Below are 16,644 nucleotides of genomic sequence, written 5' to 3' on the forward strand. Positions count from 1 at the left end.
ACTATCTTTGTTTTTAGGGAGTAGTTTTCTAGCAATGAATAGTAAAATTAAAAAACCCAAAATTGTTTGGCTTCAAGCGATAACTTGTAATGGAAATACTCACTCACTTCTTAGTGCAAATGCAAATAGACTAAAACTATTTCTAGATAGTTTTGATTTAGTTTACCATCCTTCTTTAACTACTGATATTTTACTTGATGACTTACTAGAAAAAGAAGAAGAGATTGACTTTTTACTAGTTGAAGGTGCAATCACTTCAAATAAAGAGTTCTTTCAAATATCAGACCAAACTACAAGTGAAGTTCTTAAAAAGCTTGTTTTAAAATCAAAATATTTAATTGCTGTTGGCTCTTGTGCTTCTTATGGAGGAGTTCATAAAAAGTTTGAGCAAAATAGTGATATCTTTGGTTTAGAAGAAGCTTTAGATAAAAAAGATATTTCATCTTTAGTTCATCCTATTGTAAATCTTACAGGTTGTCCTGTTCATCCTGAATGGATACTTCAAACACTATTTTCTTTAAAAGAGTATAAACAAATGCCTTTAGATGAAAAAGGAAGACCTAAAGAGATTTACTCTTATTTAGCCCACCATGGATGTACTAGAAATGAGTATTTTGAGTGGAAAGTAGAAGCAAAATCTTTTGGATTAAAAGAAGGGTGTCTTTTTTATGGACAAGGGTGTCGAGGTCCTATGACTCACTCAAACTGTAATAAAATATTATGGAATGATGTAAATACAAAAACAAGGGCAGGAATGCCATGTATTGGTTGTACTGAGTTTGATTTTCCACGAAATAATATGCTTGAAACAAAAAAGAACATAGGTATTCCCGATGAAGTGCCATTAGGAGTTAGTAAAAGAGCATACCTTTCTTTAGCTGGTGTTGCAAAAACTTTCAAGATAGATAGATTAAATGAAAAGATAATTAAATGAAAACTGTAGATATAGTAGAAAGAATAGAGGGTGAAGCTAAATTAGTTTGCCAATGGGATAAGAAAAAAATATCAGATGTAAAAATACAGTTTTTAAATTTTAGAGGTTTTGAGTTTATACTAAAAGATAAGCCTATTTTAGATGCTTTAGTTTATACCCCTAGGATTTGTGGAATTTGTGGACAAGCCCACTTAAAAGCTACGGTTGAAGCATTAGAAAATATCTATAAAAATCATAATGAAGAATTAACTTTAACAAATAAAGCAAAACTTCTTAGAGAAATAGGTTTAAATATAGAAATTATTGATTCTCATATAAAATGGTTTTATATGTTTATTATGCCTGATATTGTTAAGTTTTCGCAAAATAGTTTAGATGAATACTCACCCTTAAAAGGTAAGAAATGGTTAGAATCTTCAAGTGTTGCTAGTGAAACTATTAAGTCTTTAGCAATTATAGGAGGGCAGTGGCCACATACTTCTTATATGATTCCAGGTGGAGTAATCTCTGACCCAACTTTATTAGATTTAGTATCAATGCAAAACTATATGGACCAAGCTATTAGATTTTATGAAGATAGTTTAGTTGGTATTGAACTTGATAATTATCTTGATTTTAAGAAGAGTGAAGATTTATATAAAGTGAAGGGTGATTTAAAAGACTTTATAACAATCTCCTTTGAAAACGAATTTGAAAAGATTGGTAAGTCATATAATAGACAATTAGTTTTAGGTGATTCTTTATCTTTTGAAAAAGGAAAAGTCAATAGAAAGCTAATTAAAAATATTGACTATGAAAACATTGAAGAACTAAGTATAAATAGTTTTGATATTGATAAATCAAAGGTTTCAAAAGAAGCATATACTTGGTCAAAGACTGCTCTTTATGCAAATAACTTTTATGAAACTGGACCACTAGCAAGAGCAGTTGTTCAAAATAGAAGCTTTGTAAGTGATGTTCATAAACACTATAAAGACTCAATGTTTACAAGAGTTTTAGCTCGTATGGATGAGTTAGGTTTTTTACTTCATAAAACAAAACAATTAATAAAACAAATAGATATAAACGAAGAGTCATATATTAAGCCAAAAGTTTCCCTTAGTGATTTTAAGTATGGAGTTGGACAAGGTTCTGTAGAAGCTTGCCGAGGTTCTTTATATCACGATGTAGAAATAGAAAATGGTAAAATCTCAAAATATGATGTAATAACACCTACTGTATGGAACTTAGGACCTGGTGTAGATGGGAAGTTATCTACTTCTCAAAAAGCAATAGTAGGAAGTGATTCATTAGAAAAAGCAAAATTAATTCTACGAAGTTTTGATGTTTGTTCGGTTTGTACAACACACTAAATTTTTGTTTCACTTTGAAACACCTTAGAAAAAAATAAAAAAAACTTTAATCGTTATAATTCTTATGTGCTTTTAGAACCTTCTTTTCTCAATTGCCCTTATAAATGAACATTCATTTTCTCGATGCTATGCTCATGCTACTAATGTAATAAAAATAACTATTTTTAATAATTTGACATTAAGTAAGAAATAGTTAATTTTAGAATGATAATAAATGAACATTCATTTAAAAGCAAAAAGGAGAAGGGGATGATTGATTCTCAAGAGATGGTAAAAAAAGTTTTTACCCAAAATTCCGCTAGAATTGATACGAATAAAGGTGATGCTTATTATAATTCGCTTTTTGAAAAGGCAAAAAGTAGATTAGAAGCATTAAGAAAACAACCTGCACTTAAAGATGTAGATATGATGGAGGTTGTAGAGAGTGAAGGTGTAAACAGAAGAGATTTTATGAAGTGGGCAAGTGCTACAACTGCAACACTTATGTTACCTCCTATGTTTACTCCTTTAGTTGCCGAAGCAACAGAACTTATGAATAGAGTTCCTGTTGTATGGATTGAGCTTCAAGACTGTGCTGGTAACTCTGAAGCTATTTTAAGATCAGCTACACCTACAGTAGATGATTTACTTTTTGATGTACTTTCATTAGAATTCCACCATACTTTACAAGCTGCATCTGGTCATCAAGCTGAACATCAGTTAGAAGATGCAATTCACACTTTCAAGGGTAAGTATTTACTATTTGTCGAAGGTTCTATTCCTACAGCAATGAATGGTCAATATGGAACAATTGGACCTGCTGGTGAAACTTTTGAAGAGAACTTAAAAAGATTATCAAAAGATGCTGCTGCTGTTGTAGCTGTTGGTACATGTGCAACATTTGGTGGTATTCCTGCTGCTGCTCCAAACCCTACAGGTGCTGTTGGTGTTATGGATATTGTAAAAGGTAAGCCAATTATTAATATTCCTGCCTGTCCTGCAAATCCTGCAAATATGGTTGGTGTAGTTTTACATTATGTATTAACAGGTCAAGTTCCTGAGTTAGACTCTTTATTAAGACCTAAATTTGCATTTGGATATAGAATCCATGATAACTGTGAAAGAAGAGCACACTTTGATGCTGGTGAATTTGTAGAAGAGTGGGGTGATATTGGTGCTGAGAATAACTGGTGTCTTTACAAGGTTGGTTGTAAAGGTCCTATGACATTTAATAACTGTTCAATTATCAGATATAACGAAGGTGCAAACTGGCCAATTGGTGTTGGACGTGGTTGTATTGGTTGTTCAGAGCCAGACTTCTGGGATAAATATGCATATGAAAGACCAATGGCTGATGCAAATATCAAAGCTCCAACTGGTGGAGTAGAAAAAACTGTTGATGAGTTTGGTTTAGGATTATTAACAGCAACATCAATTGGTATTGGTGTACATGCAGTTGCAAGTGCAGTTGCAGGAAAAAGAACAGTTCATAGTGAAGATGAGGAATAATAAATGAGTAAACACGTAGTAATAGATCCAATAACAAGAATCGAAGGACATCTTAGAATTGAAGCTGTAATTGATGATAACAATGTTATTCAAGAAGCTTATAGTTCTTCAACGATGTTTAGAGGTATTGAAGAAATTTTAAAAGGTAGAGACCCTAGAGACTGTGGTCTTTTAGCTATGAGAATTTGTGGTGTATGTACAGGAACTCACTATCAAAGAAGTATTGAAGCTGTTGAACATGCATTTGATGTAACTATTCCAAAAAATGCAAGACTAGTAAGAAACCTTATGCAAGGTGGACTATATATTCACGATCATATTGTTCACTTCTATCACTTACATGCTCTTGATTGGGTAGATATTACAAAAGCTTTAGAAGCAGACCCAAAGAAAACTGTAGAAGAAGCACAAAAGTGGGCTAAACTTTCAGGTCAAAGACCATGGAATGCAAGTGAAGATAACTATGCAGCAGTTCAAGAAAGAGTTACAAAATATGTAAAACAAGGTAGACTTGGAATTTTTGGAAATGCATATTGGGGAAGTAAAGCATATAAATTAACTCCTGAGCAAAACCTAATTGGTCTTTCTCACTATTTAGATGCTTTAGAGTTACAAAGAGAAGTAGCAAAAGCTCAAGCTATTTTTGGTGGTAAAAACCCACACCCACAATCAATTGTAGTTGGTGGTGTAACTTGTGTTCAAGATATTAAAAACCCTGTAAGAGTTGCAGAGTTTAAAGATATCATTCAAAAAGCTCTTAAATTTACTAAGCAAGCATATTTACCAGATGTTTATATGGCTGGAACAATGTATGCTGATGAAGCACTTGCTGGTGTTGGTGCAGGTCTTGGTAACTTTATGTCATATGGTGACTTTAACTTAGATGATTTACCATTCTATAAAGCTTCAAAACTATTCCCTTCTGGTGTAGTTATGAACAAAGACTTATCAAAAGTATATGAATTAGACCAAACAAAAATTACAGAAGATGTAACTCATGCTTGGTATGAAGGTACAACAAATAAACACCCATATGATGGTGTTACAGATCCTAAGTATACTGGATTTAGAGAGAAAAAAGATGGTATTGCTTATTTAGATACTGACAACAAATACTCTTGGATTAAATCACCATTATATGATGATGAGAGAATGGAAGTAGGACCATTAGCAAGAATGGTTGTAGGTGTTGCAAAAGGTGATGAAAGAATTACTAAGTATGTAACTAAGTTCCTAAAAAATGGAAACCTACCAACAAAAGTTCTTTTCTCAACTGTAGGTAGAACAGCAGCACGTGCTATTGAAACTGAGTTAATGTGTGAAGAAGTTATTAACTGGTGTGATGAGTTAGCTGCAAATGTTGCAAGTGGTGATTTATCTACTTGGACTGAGTTTGATTTTGACAAAGTTGCAAAAGATGCTCAAGGTTTTGGTATGGCAGAAGCTCCAAGAGGTGGTTTAGGTCACTGGGTTAAAATCAAAGATGGAAAAGTTGTAAACTATCAAGCCGTTGTACCATCAACTTGGAATGCAGCACCAAAAGATTATAAAGGAAGATTAGGAGCTTATGAAGCTTCTTTAGTAGGAACTAAAGTTGTTAATCCTGATGAGCCTTTAGAAATTATTAGAACAGTACATAGTTTTGACCCTTGTATCGCTTGTGCAGTTCATATTGTAGATACAAATGGAAAAGAATTGGCAGTTTATAAAGTAGATCCTGTAGGAGGATGCCGTGCCTAAAATGAAGCGGGTTGAAAGAATGACCCCAATCATGCGAATCATTCACTGGATGAATGCTATTTGTATGATTGTTGCGGTTGCAACCGGGCTATATATTGGATACCCATACTATCAAACATTAATTGCTGACCCAGCAGTTGATAAATATGTGATGGCATGGAATAGATGGGGGCACTTCATTGCTGCAATTATCTTTGATGTTACAGCAATCTTAATTGGGTATTTATATCTTTTCTCAAGGTTTGAAAAGCCATATAAGAAGATTTTACCTACTAAGAAAAACTTTATTGAGTTTTGTGAAGTGTTCTTTAACTTAGTTACATTTAATAGAAGAAAAAAGTTTGATTCAACACATAGTGATTCATATAACATTATGTTTTTTACTCTTTTTCATATTCTATTAGTGTTTATGCTTTTAACAGGACTTCAACTGTATGTTCATGGTTTAGCATCAGGACATAGTTCTATTGGTGCTTGGTGGCCTTGGATGTTGCATTTTGCGACAGATTGGACTTTAGATGTATTTGGTGGAAATATGGGAGTTAGAATTGCTCACCACACAGCTATGTATTTAATACTTATGTGGGTTATGTGTCATATTTATTATCAAGTATGGAGAACAATCTTCTGGAGAGAAGGGGACATCAATATTGTATTTGGTGGAACTAAATTTGTTAACAAAAATATTGTTAATGAAAAAAGTGAAGTAGAAAAAAAAGACTAAGATAGTTTTATTTTTACTTCAAGGGGCTATGGCTAAAATGCCATAGCCTTTTTTTATGAAGATTTATTAAAATCAATAGTTTTGATTTTTGTGAGTTTTTAAATTTAATAGGATTTTTTATGAAAAATATTGTAGTTGGGGTTGGAAATGTACTGTTTAAAGACGAGGGAGTAGGTATTTATGCTTCAAAGTTTTTACAGCAAAATTATAAGTTTGATGATAGTTTAGAGATAATTGATGGTGGTACTTTAGGATTTAAATTAATGACATATTTTCAAGAGTATGATAATGTTATTATTTTAGATACTGTTTCAGTAGAAGATGAGCCAGGTTCTATTTATAGACTTCCTTCTGAGGTTTTACTTGGAATGGGGCAGTATAGAAAAACAGCTCATGAAGTAGAGATTGTAGAAATGCTTGAGATTTGTTCTGTTTTAGATAAGCATGCTACAGTTACTATTCTAGGTATTATTCCTGAAGATATTGAAGCTGTTGAAATAGGATTAACGTCTACTTTAGAAGAGAAGTTTGATGGATTTATTTCTCAAGCTATACAAGAGATTGAGAATATTGGTGTAAAAGTAGAAAAAGTTGACAATAAAGATTTGAAAACTATTGCACAAGAGTTAATTGGAAGTTATAATGGTGAACATTTAACAAGAATTCCTAACGAGGAAGATACAACATGGAACTAGTTTATAAAATAGATTTTAATACAACAAACTTTTATTTTAAGCATATTATTGATGATTTAATAGAAGATTCAAAAGTAAAAGCTACATGTAAAATGTACAGAGGTTTTATTCTTTTGGTTTGTGAAGATGAACCTGAAAAAATAGAAGAGTTTTTTAAAGTACTTGAAGAAAACCTACCTTTATCAATATTTATTTCAAATGCACAAGTTGTAGAAAACTTTGATTTTGATGCCTTTACTGAATTAGAAGAACAAGATGTAAAGTTAAATCTTTCATTACTTACAAATGATGAGATTACTAAAACTATAAATGAAAATAATATTGACTTTACAAATGATATTGAAAAGATAAAGTCTGGTGGAGTATCAAGGTTTGAAACTCACAATGGACTAAAAGACCTGTTTTTACCATCTACAAAATTAAGGGAAGAGTTTGAATCAAAAGGTTATGAAGTAAAACTTCTAATCACAAATATAAACAATATCTCAAACCTTGTTGATATTTCACAAAAAGATTTACAACTATTATGTTCTATTGAAAGACCACTTGTAAAATTGAAGTTTAAACTTCTACAAAATGCAAAGGGTGAATTTTCAAATACAAGATTTATCTATGCAAAAATTGCAGATGACAAAGAGACTTTACTATTTTCACAAGCTTTAAAAGAAAAAGGAATAGATTATTTACTTTATGTAAATGATGATGTTTATCAAGATGGTTTAAAAGTTACATATAGTGAAGATCAAAATATTATAATCCATGGTGAAAAGGGATTTTTCCCTAAGTATGATTATGATTTAAAAAGAAGAGTGAATTCAAATGAAGACTACTTTGATGAGTATGGGTCTGTTTTTAAAGCTAGCCTTGCACAGTTTAATAAAAGATTAGTTCCTACAATTGGAGCATATTTTTCATATACAAGTGATGAATCGGCTATTAAAATAAATAGTGCAGAACATGGTGAAAAAGATATTGTATTAGTTCCAAATGTTGTTAATGATATTGAAAAATGTCTTGATGATATTAGAAGTATTGATGAGAATACAAGTAGGCTAATAGATAATTATAAAAAAAGTTTCCCAAAATATTTTGAAAAAGAGTTTGTAGATACAGATGCAGATGGTTTTGAAGCTATTTTAAATATGTTAGCTTACTGTTTAGGAATGAAAGACTATAAGCAGTTTGAAGATACAGCTTTAATGTTTGGTGGGAAAAGTGGACTTCAAATAGATATGAAAGTTATGCAAATTGATGGCAAAAACTACTTAGATTATAGAAGAATTATTCAAAGTACAATGAGTTACAAAGTAGCAGGAGTAGAAGATACTTTACTTGCATACTCTTTTTATGAGTCTTTATGTGATTTTATAGCAGATAATGTGACTGAAATCCAAAGTGATTTTAATGCAAAAGATATTATCCTTTGTGGTGATATGTTTGCAAACTCAATTCTACTTTCTAAACTAAAGAAAAAACTAAATACTATCACTGCTCTTCTTCCAAAAGAGTACCCTCTAGATTACTAAAAAATTTACAATAAATTGGCTCAAAGTTACAAAATGAGCCAATTTTTAATAAAAATGAATAATCATTCAATATTTTTGATTTCGGTCAAGAAACTTTAACCTTTTATAGTATAGAATTTTATTAAATCAATAAAATGAATATTCATTCATTAAGCGAAGGATGGATTTTGCAAGAGCAAAGACTATACGAAAAACTAACTAAAAGATTAAGTGATTTAGAGAAACTTCCTAGACTTAAGGATAATAAATCTATTGAGAGTCACTTAGATGAGAATGGTGTTTCAAGAAGAGACTTTATGAAGTGGGCTACAGCTATTACTGCGATGCTTGCACTTCCTGGTTCTTTTACACCATTAGTTGCAAAAGCTGCTAAATTAAGTGATAGACTTCCTATTATCTGGTTACACATGGCTGAGTGTACAGGATGTAGTGAATCACTTTTAAGAACAGATGCCCCTACAATTGACTCATTGATTTTTGATTATATTTCATTAGAGTATCACGAGACATTAATGGCAGCAGCAGGTTGGCAAGCTGAGCATAATTTAGAACATGCAATTGAGGCTTATAAGGGTCAATATATTTTGATGGTAGAAGGTGGAATTCCTTCTGGAAATAGTGCTCACTATTTAACTATTGGTGGTCATGGACACACTGGTGAATATTCTGCTCAAAAAGCATCTAAAAATGCTGCAGCAATTTTTGCTATTGGTACATGTTCTTCTTATGGTGGAGTTCAAGCTGCAATTCCAAATCCTACAGGAGCAGTTGCTCTTTCTAAAGTTACTGATAAACCAGTTATAAATGTTCCAGGTTGTCCACCAAGTGAGAAAAATATTGTAGGAACGTTATTACACTATATTCTTTACGGAACACTTCCTGCTCTTGATGCATACAATAGACCAAAATGGGCTTATGCAAAAAGAGTACATGACTTATGTGAAAGAAGAGGTCACTTTGATGCAGGTGAATTTGTTGAAGAGTTTGGAGATGAAGGTGCTAAAAAAGGTTACTGTTTATATAAAGTAGGTTGTAAAGGACCTTATACTTTTAATAACTGTTCAAAAAATAAATTTAATTCACATATGTCTTGGCCTATTCAAGCAGGTCATGGTTGTATTGGATGTTCTGAACCTGATTTTTGGGATACTATGGGACCATTTGAAGAACCAGTTGCAAATAGATTATATAACACAGTATTTAAAGGTCTTGGTGCAGATGCAACAGCAGATAAGATTGGTGTTGGATTATTAACAGTTACAGGTATCGGTATTGCAGCACATGCAGCTATTTCTAAATTTAAAAATCCAAAAGATGGTGAGGAGTAAAATATGGCAAATAAAAGAGTAGTAGTAGACCCAATTACAAGGATTGAAGGACACTTAAGAATTGAGGTTGAAGTTGATGAAAACAATGTTATTCAAAATGCTTACTCTACATCAACACTTTGGAGGGGTTTAGAAACTATTGTTAAAAATAGAGATCCAAGAGATGCAGGTTTTTTAATGCAAAGAATCTGTGGTGTTTGTACTTTTTCTCACTATAGAGCAGGTATTGAAGCAGTTGAAGATGCACTTGGTATTGTTCCTCCTTTAAATGCAAAATTAACTAGGTCTTTAATGAATATGGCTCTATTTATGCATGACCATGTTGTTCACTTCTATCATTTACATGGACTTGATTGGGTTGATGTTGTTTCAGCACTTGATGCAGACCCTGCAAAAGCTTCTAAAGAGGCATTTAAATATGCAGAACTACCAATTGCAACAGGTGAAAATGACCTTAAAAAAGTTAAAAAAAGAGTAAAAGAGTTTGTAGATAAAGGACAATTAGGACCTTTTGCAAATGCTTACTGGGGACATAAAACGTATAGATTAACTCCTGAGCAAAACTTAATTTTACTATCTCACTATTTAAAAGCTTTAGAAGTACAAAGGGACTTAGCAAAACTTATGGCTATGTTTGGTGGTAAACAACCACACCCACAAAGTTTAACTGTTGGTGGTGTAACTTGTGTAATGGATTTAATGGACCCAAGTAGAATGGGTGAGTATTTAACTTTATTTAAAGTTGGTGCAGAGTTTATTGAAAATGCATACCAAGCTGATGTTATCATGGCAGGACAAATGTATAAAGATGAGCCTTCAGTAACTGAACAAGCTGGTGTTATGAACTTTATGGCTCACCAAGAGATGCAATTAAATAGAACAGAGTTTTTATTTGATACAGGTATTATTGAAAATGGTGACTTATCAAAAGTATTTGATATCAATGAAGATTTAATTACAGAAGAAGCAACTCACTCTTGGTATGCTGATAACGAAGCTTTACATCCATATGATGGTAAAACAAATCCTAATTATACAGGGTTTAAAGATATGGATACCGTTGGACCTGATGGAAAAATGATTCATTCAAAAGTAATTGATGAAAATGGTAAATACTCTTGGATTAAATCACCAAGATATGATGGCAAACCAATGGAAGTTGGTCCTTTAGCTTGTATTTTAATCTCTTATGCAAAAGGAAATGAAAAAATTGTTCCACTTGTAGATGACTTTTTAGCAAAAACGGGTCTTCCAAAAGCAGCTTTATTTACAACTTTAGGAAGAACAGCAGCTAGAATGATTCAATCACGAGCAATTGCTAAACATGGATTAGAAGCATTTAATACTTTAATTGAAAACTTAAAAGTAGACCAAGATACTTATACTTCATATAAAATTGACAAAGATAAAGAGTATAGAGGAAGATTTATTGGAGATGTTCCAAGGGGTATGCTTTCTCACTGGATTAGAATTAAAAATGGAGTTGTAGAAAACTACCAAGCAGTTGTTCCTTCAACTTGGAATGCAGGACCAATTGACTCATTAGGACAAATTGGACCATATGAAGCAAATTTAGTTGGACTAAAAGTTCAAGACTTATCTCAACCTTTAGAAATCATTAGAGTTATTCACTCTTTTGACCCTTGTATTGCTTGTGCAGTTCATGTAATGGATAAAAAAGGTAATGATTTAGGAACATACAAAGTAGATCCAATTTATGGACTATCTTGTTAAGGAGTAGTCATGATTAAAAAACATTATGAGTTCTCATTTTGGGTTAGAGTTACTCACTGGGTAAGAGCTATAGCTATTGTAGTTCTTACTTTCACTGGGTTTTATATTGCTATTCCTTTTATAGCACCAGCTTTAAATCAAGGAGAACCAAATAACTATTTATATGCTTTAATGAGATCATGGCATATTATTTTTGGATTCCTTTTAATTGCAGTTACAATAGGAAAGTTTTATCTATTTTTATTTGATAAACAAAGTAAAATAGAAAGAGTCTCTTTTTGGGATTTTATAAATCCAAAGGTTTGGGTAAAACAAGTTAAATATTATATGTTAATTGGTAAACATGCAAGATTAAAAGGGGTATATAATCCTTTACAATTTGTTGCTTATTTAGGTGTTTATATTACATTAATTGTAATTTGTGTTACAGGTTTAATTCTACATATTCATGTTTACCATGAAGGTTTAGGTGGGTTTTTATATGACTATTTAAGACCTTTAGAGGTTATGATGGGAGGTCTAGCTTGGGTTAGAGAACTTCATCATATAGCAATGTGGTTTTTTATAATCTTTTTACCAGTACATATCTATCTTGCAATCTTTAACTCTGTATATGGGAAAAGTGGTGCGATGGATTCTATTATTTCTGGATATAAATGGGAAGATGATCACAAATGAATGTTTTAATATTAGGAATAGGAAATATCCTATTCCAAGATGAAGGAATAGGGGCTCATTTTATTCACTATTTAGATGAGAAATATGAGTTTGAGGCAAAAGACTCTACTGTTAGTATTGTTGATGGTGGAACTTTGGCTCAAAGGCTTATTCCTGAAATTGTAAAGTATGATGAGGTTATTGTAGTTGACTGTATTGATGCAGATAACTCAAAACCAGGAGATGTTTATTTCTTTGACTATCACAAGGCTCCATCACATATCAATTGGCAAGGAAGTGCCCATGAAGTAGAGATGCTTCAAACACTAAATATGATTGATATGAATAAAGATTTACCACAAACAAATGTATTAGGAGTTATTCCTAAAAGAGTAGCTGATGATACTACGTTTGAGTTAAGTAAAGAGATTATTAGTGCCGTCAAGCTAATGGAGGATGTGGTAGTCAAACACCTTGATACTTTAGATATTAAAACAAAAATAAAAAATGAAACAACAATAGAGCATATTGCTCAAGTTTCTTTTAAAAGAGATATTATAAATGGTCCTAAAATTTAAGTTCAAATATAAAGCTACAAATAAAACATATGTAAATATTTTACATTTGTTTATTGAAAACTATGAGTGTGAATATAAAATCTTGCAGGATTTGGAGCATGTTTATTTATTAGTTGAAGCAAAAGAGGAAGTTTTAGAAGAGTTATCAAATAATCTATCTAAATATCTACCAATGTCAATCTACTATGAAGGACTTGAAGTTGACGTTGTAAAAACTATGCCAAAGCTCGAAAGTGTAAAAGCTGAAGAGCAAGCATTAAACTCTTTTTGTCCTACTTGTTTAGAACAAGTTGAGGATAAAACAAATGCTAACTATTATAATGCTTTTAAGTTCTGCAAGACCTGTAAGACATTTGAAAATGCAACATTTTTATTAGATGAAAAAGAAGAAAAATCTTCAAAAGAGCTTTTTGAAAAATTAGCCTCTTTAATAAATGATAATAAAAAAATCAAAATAAAAACAATTAGTGGGACATTTGTTTTTCAAAAACTTAATTCTTTAGATGAGAGTAAAACAGTTTTATGTACAAATTTAAAAAATATCTCATCTTTAGTTGTTGAAGAAAAACAATCAATAGTAGCGTTAGCAAGTATTGAAAAACCTCTTATAACTTTTAGGATAAATGAGATTTATAAGATGAAAGAAAAAGCTTCTAAAGAGTATATAGATATAAGAGTTGCAAATGATTTAACTCTTTATTTACTTTCAAAAGAGCTTAAAAAATATGAAATAGATTTTTTAAAAATAGAAGATGAAAACTCTTCTTATGATTCTTTTTTAGATGTAAAAACTGAAGATAATGTAAATATAGATATTCCTAAAATAATGTATTGTGAAAATAGAAAATTTATTCTTTCTTCAAATACTTACTCAAAAAATCTTGATGTTGTTTATAATAGATTTGAAGAGAAGAATAAAGCTCAGTTTATGACTGTATTATCTGAAAATATGCTTTTTGATAAAGCTATTTTAAACTTTTATATCTCAAGAAAAAATGATGATAGATTTACTTTTTATTCTGAAGAGTTAAATGGTTTTGTTGATATTTCAACAAACTTTTCTTTACCTAAAGATATGTGTGAACTATATAAACAAATAGGTGAATCAAAAAGTGGAGATAGACTTTTAGAAAACTATAAAGAGAAGTTCTTGCTTGAGTATGAAAACTCTTTATCTTTTGATTTAGAGTCAATTGAAACAAAATCATTTTTATCATATTTTAAAGTAGCAAAAGAGATTTTAGGTTTTGAAAATGATATTTTAACAAACGCACAAAATTGTCATTTAGAAAAAGGACCGAGAGTTGATTTTAAAATGATAGAGAATGAGAAGCTTTCATTAAGAGAGTTTGATTATGTTTCTATGTTTAAATCAGCAATGAGTTTTAAACTTGCTGGAGTTGATGAAGTTACTTTATCTTTAGGTTTTATAGATAGTTTAGCAAGTTTTATAGCAAGTGAAGTTGATACGGTAAATGACCTTTATGAAGTTGAAGGTGTAAGTTTATGTGGTGATATGTTTACATATGATATATTTACTAAATTAGTTTTTAAAAATATTACAAAGAACTACAAAATCCATTTTAATAGGGAGTTTGTAATAGATAAATAAAGAGGTTAGATGCAAACATATAAGATAAGAGTAAAAGGTATTGTTCAAGGAGTTGGATTTAGACCTTTTGTTTTTAATTTAGCCTCAAAATACTCTATCAATGGTTGGGTAAACAATGATGAAAAAGGAGTAAATATACTTCTTTACTCATCAAAAGAGAGTATTGAAAACTTTATAAAAGAGTTAAAAGGAAACCCTCCACCTCTTTCAAAAATAGACTCTATTGAAATAGAAGAGTTAAACTCAAAAAACATTTATACAAAATTTGAAATCAAAAAAAGTGAAACAAGTAATAACAAATCAACAATCATAAGTCCAGATATTGCAGTTTGCCAAGACTGTATTGATGATATCAATGATGAATCAAATTTTAGAGCAAACTATGCTTTGACAAACTGTACAAATTGTGGACCAAGATACTCTATAATTAAAACAGTTCCTTATGATAGATGTAATACTTCAATGGCAGAGTTTATCCTTTGTGAAGCTTGTAAAAAAGAGTATGAAGACCCAACAAATAGGAGATACCATGCCCAACCAGTTGCTTGTGAAAAATGTGGACCACAAGTTAAACTATATGATAAAAGCAATAAAGAAGTCTCTTTTTCTTTGGAAGCTATAAAAGAAGTAGCAAGTTTAATAAACAACGGAAAAATAGTAGCTATAAAAGGTCTAGGAGGTTTTCATTTAGTTTGTGATGGAGCAAGTGAGGAATCTGTAGACTCTTTAAGGCAAAGAAAAAATAGACCTTCTAAACCTTTTGCAGTGATGTTTAAAAGTATAGAGCAAATAAAAGAGTATACCTCTTTAACAAAAAAAGAGGAAGAGCTTTTAACTTCAAAAGAGAAACCAATAGTTTTAGTTAAAAAACAAACTAAAAGTAGTTTATCAAATAATGTTGCACCAAATATAAATAGGTTAGGGTGTTTTATTGCATATACTCCTTTGCATCATCTACTTTTTAGGTTTTTACATAAGCCAATAGTTGCAACAAGTGCAAATTTGAAAGATGAACCAATCATAAGATTTAAAGATGAAGTTTTACAAAAGCTTGGAAATGTTGTAGATTTTGTACTGGATTTTAATAGAGATATTGTAAATGCCTGTGATGACTCTGTTATTCAAGTTATAAATGATGAGATTTCTAAACTTAGAAATGCAAGGGGCTATGCTCCTACTTCTTTAAAATTAGAGAAAAAAGTTTCTAAAAAAATATTAGCCCTTGGAGCAAATCAAAAATCAACTATAGCTTTAGCCTTTGAAGATAATCTTATTGTATCTCCTCATATTGGAGATTTAAACTCAATTGAGTCAATGGAGTATTTTACAAGAACTATTGAAACTTTTAAAAACTTTTATGATTTTGAACCTGATGTAATAGTTTGTGATAAACATCCAAATTATGAAAGTACTAAGTTTGCAAAGAGTTTAAACAAGGAGCTTATTTTTGTACAACACCATTATGCTCATATCTTATCTACAATGGCAGAGTATAGATTAAAAGAAAAAGTTCTTGGTTTCTCTTTTGATGGAACTGGCTATGGAGATGATGGGAATATATGGGGTGGAGAAGTTTTTATTTGTAATAACAAAAGCTATGAAAGAGCTTATCATCTAAAGTATTTTAAGCTTTTAGGTGGTGAAAAAGCAGTAAAAGAGCCTAAAAGAGTTGCTTTATCTCTACTATTTGAGAAGTTTAGTCTAGAAGAGATTTTATCTTTAGAAACTAGTGTTATAAAACAGTTTAGTGAACAAGAAATAAAAATGCTTCATATGGTTTGGACAAAAGGTTTAAATGCTCCTCTTACAAGCTCTATGGGAAGAGTTTTTGATGCAGTTGCATCTTTAGCTAATCTTGTACATATTCAGAGTTTCGAAGGTGAAACTGGACTTACAATTGAACAAAATTATGATGAAACTATAATTGATAGTTTTGATTTTGAAGTTATTGAAAAAGAGATAGGTTTATCACTTATGATAAAACAGATATTAGATGAAAAAGATATAAAAACTATTTGTTCTAAGTTTATAAATACTCTTGTTGAAATCATTTTATTCATAAGCAAAAAACATAAAGAACTACCAGTAGTTCTTAGTGGTGGGGTTTTTCAAAATAAAACATTACTAGAGTTAGTTTGTAAAAAACTAGCAAAAGAGAAGATTAAATACTTTTATTCTAAAGAAGTACCTTTAAATGATGGTGGTATTTCAATTGGTCAAATTTACAATTTATTGTAAAATTCCAAAAAGTTTCAAAAAATTACATAAAAGTCACA

13 protein-coding genes are annotated in these 16,644 nt (G+C 30.9%); all 13 read left to right on the top strand.

All coding sequences use genetic code 11. The features are described from left to right. The first annotated feature begins 34 nt into the window (after nucleotides 1-34). The 13 genes from CRV03_RS00240 (at nucleotide 35) to hypF (ending at nucleotide 16,606) form a co-directional block, all read left to right on the top strand. Nucleotides 35-934: a Ni/Fe hydrogenase gene (locus tag CRV03_RS00240; protein WP_129083131.1), complete on the top strand. Its 900-nt coding sequence runs from the start codon at nucleotides 35-37 to the stop codon at nucleotides 932-934. Further along, nucleotides 931-2,286 carry a nickel-dependent hydrogenase large subunit gene (locus CRV03_RS00245; RefSeq protein WP_129083132.1) on the top strand — a complete coding sequence of 452 codons (1,356 nt, stop codon included), beginning with the start codon at nucleotides 931-933 and terminating at the stop codon, nucleotides 2,284-2,286. The genes CRV03_RS00240 and CRV03_RS00245 overlap by 4 nt, the downstream gene beginning before the upstream one ends. Nucleotides 2,287-2,535: 249 nt before the next feature. Continuing rightward, the gene (locus CRV03_RS00250; RefSeq protein ID WP_129083133.1) at nucleotides 2,536-3,774 is read left to right on the top strand and encodes a hydrogenase small subunit; all 1,239 of its coding nucleotides are present in this window, start codon (nucleotides 2,536-2,538) and stop codon (nucleotides 3,772-3,774) included. 3 nt (nucleotides 3,775-3,777) lie between these two features. Then, nucleotides 3,778-5,514, top strand: coding sequence for a nickel-dependent hydrogenase large subunit (locus CRV03_RS00255; RefSeq protein WP_129083134.1), 1,737 nt, complete (start codon nucleotides 3,778-3,780; stop codon nucleotides 5,512-5,514). A 1-nt stretch (nucleotide 5,515) separates the two neighbouring features. Continuing rightward, nucleotides 5,516-6,238 (top strand): cytochrome b/b6 domain-containing protein, encoded by a 723-nt coding sequence (locus CRV03_RS00260; RefSeq protein WP_129083135.1) that lies wholly within the window; start codon nucleotides 5,516-5,518, stop codon nucleotides 6,236-6,238. Between the two features lie 119 nt (nucleotides 6,239-6,357). After that, nucleotides 6,358-6,933: a HyaD/HybD family hydrogenase maturation endopeptidase gene (locus tag CRV03_RS00265; protein WP_129083136.1), complete on the top strand. Its 576-nt coding sequence runs from the start codon at nucleotides 6,358-6,360 to the stop codon at nucleotides 6,931-6,933. Continuing rightward, nucleotides 6,924-8,459 carry a hypothetical protein gene (locus CRV03_RS00270; protein WP_129083137.1) on the top strand — a complete coding sequence of 512 codons (1,536 nt, stop codon included), beginning with the start codon at nucleotides 6,924-6,926 and terminating at the stop codon, nucleotides 8,457-8,459. The genes CRV03_RS00265 and CRV03_RS00270 overlap by 10 nt, the downstream gene beginning before the upstream one ends. Before the next feature lie 167 nt (nucleotides 8,460-8,626). Then, nucleotides 8,627-9,787: a hydrogenase small subunit gene (locus tag CRV03_RS00275; protein WP_129083138.1), complete on the top strand. Its 1,161-nt coding sequence runs from the start codon at nucleotides 8,627-8,629 to the stop codon at nucleotides 9,785-9,787. Nucleotides 9,788-9,790: 3 nt separating this feature from the next. Continuing rightward, a complete protein-coding gene (locus tag CRV03_RS00280) occupies nucleotides 9,791-11,521 on the top strand; it encodes a nickel-dependent hydrogenase large subunit (RefSeq protein WP_129083139.1) in 1,731 nt (576 codons plus the stop codon). Nucleotides 11,522-11,530: 9 nt separating this feature from the next. Further along, complete coding sequence (gene cybH / locus CRV03_RS00285) at nucleotides 11,531-12,199, top strand: Ni/Fe-hydrogenase, b-type cytochrome subunit (RefSeq protein ID WP_129083140.1); 669 nt, start codon at nucleotides 11,531-11,533, stop codon at nucleotides 12,197-12,199. Continuing rightward, a complete protein-coding gene (locus tag CRV03_RS00290) occupies nucleotides 12,196-12,756 on the top strand; it encodes a HyaD/HybD family hydrogenase maturation endopeptidase (RefSeq protein WP_129083141.1) in 561 nt (186 codons plus the stop codon). The genes cybH and CRV03_RS00290 overlap by 4 nt, the downstream gene beginning before the upstream one ends. After that, nucleotides 12,740-14,368, top strand: a complete 1,629-nt coding sequence (locus tag CRV03_RS00295) for a hypothetical protein (protein WP_129083142.1) — start codon at nucleotides 12,740-12,742, stop codon at nucleotides 14,366-14,368. The genes CRV03_RS00290 and CRV03_RS00295 overlap by 17 nt, the downstream gene beginning before the upstream one ends. A 9-nt stretch (nucleotides 14,369-14,377) precedes the next feature. Next, nucleotides 14,378-16,606, top strand: coding sequence for a carbamoyltransferase HypF (gene hypF / locus CRV03_RS00300; protein WP_129083143.1), 2,229 nt, complete (start codon nucleotides 14,378-14,380; stop codon nucleotides 16,604-16,606). Nucleotides 16,607-16,644 lie beyond the last annotated feature (38 nt).

Source organism: Arcobacter sp. F155 (assembly GCF_004116455.1).
Taxonomy (GTDB): Bacteria; Campylobacterota; Campylobacteria; order Campylobacterales; family Arcobacteraceae; genus Halarcobacter.

Coding starts and splice junctions, on each gene's coding strand:
- CRV03_RS00265 (WP_129083136.1), top strand. CDS start 6,358: ATGAAAAATATTGTAGTTGGGGTTGGAAATGTACTGTTTAAAGACGAG.
- CRV03_RS00270 (WP_129083137.1), top strand. CDS start 6,924: ATGGAACTAGTTTATAAAATAGATTTTAATACAACAAACTTTTATTTT.
- CRV03_RS00240 (WP_129083131.1), top strand. CDS start 35: ATGAATAGTAAAATTAAAAAACCCAAAATTGTTTGGCTTCAAGCGATA.
- CRV03_RS00245 (WP_129083132.1), top strand. CDS start 931: ATGAAAACTGTAGATATAGTAGAAAGAATAGAGGGTGAAGCTAAATTA.
- cybH (WP_129083140.1), top strand. CDS start 11,531: ATGATTAAAAAACATTATGAGTTCTCATTTTGGGTTAGAGTTACTCAC.
- CRV03_RS00260 (WP_129083135.1), top strand. CDS start 5,516: ATGAAGCGGGTTGAAAGAATGACCCCAATCATGCGAATCATTCACTGG.
- CRV03_RS00255 (WP_129083134.1), top strand. CDS start 3,778: ATGAGTAAACACGTAGTAATAGATCCAATAACAAGAATCGAAGGACAT.
- hypF (WP_129083143.1), top strand. CDS start 14,378: ATGCAAACATATAAGATAAGAGTAAAAGGTATTGTTCAAGGAGTTGGA.
- CRV03_RS00290 (WP_129083141.1), top strand. CDS start 12,196: ATGAATGTTTTAATATTAGGAATAGGAAATATCCTATTCCAAGATGAA.
- CRV03_RS00295 (WP_129083142.1), top strand. CDS start 12,740: ATGGTCCTAAAATTTAAGTTCAAATATAAAGCTACAAATAAAACATAT.
- CRV03_RS00280 (WP_129083139.1), top strand. CDS start 9,791: ATGGCAAATAAAAGAGTAGTAGTAGACCCAATTACAAGGATTGAAGGA.
- CRV03_RS00250 (WP_129083133.1), top strand. CDS start 2,536: ATGATTGATTCTCAAGAGATGGTAAAAAAAGTTTTTACCCAAAATTCC.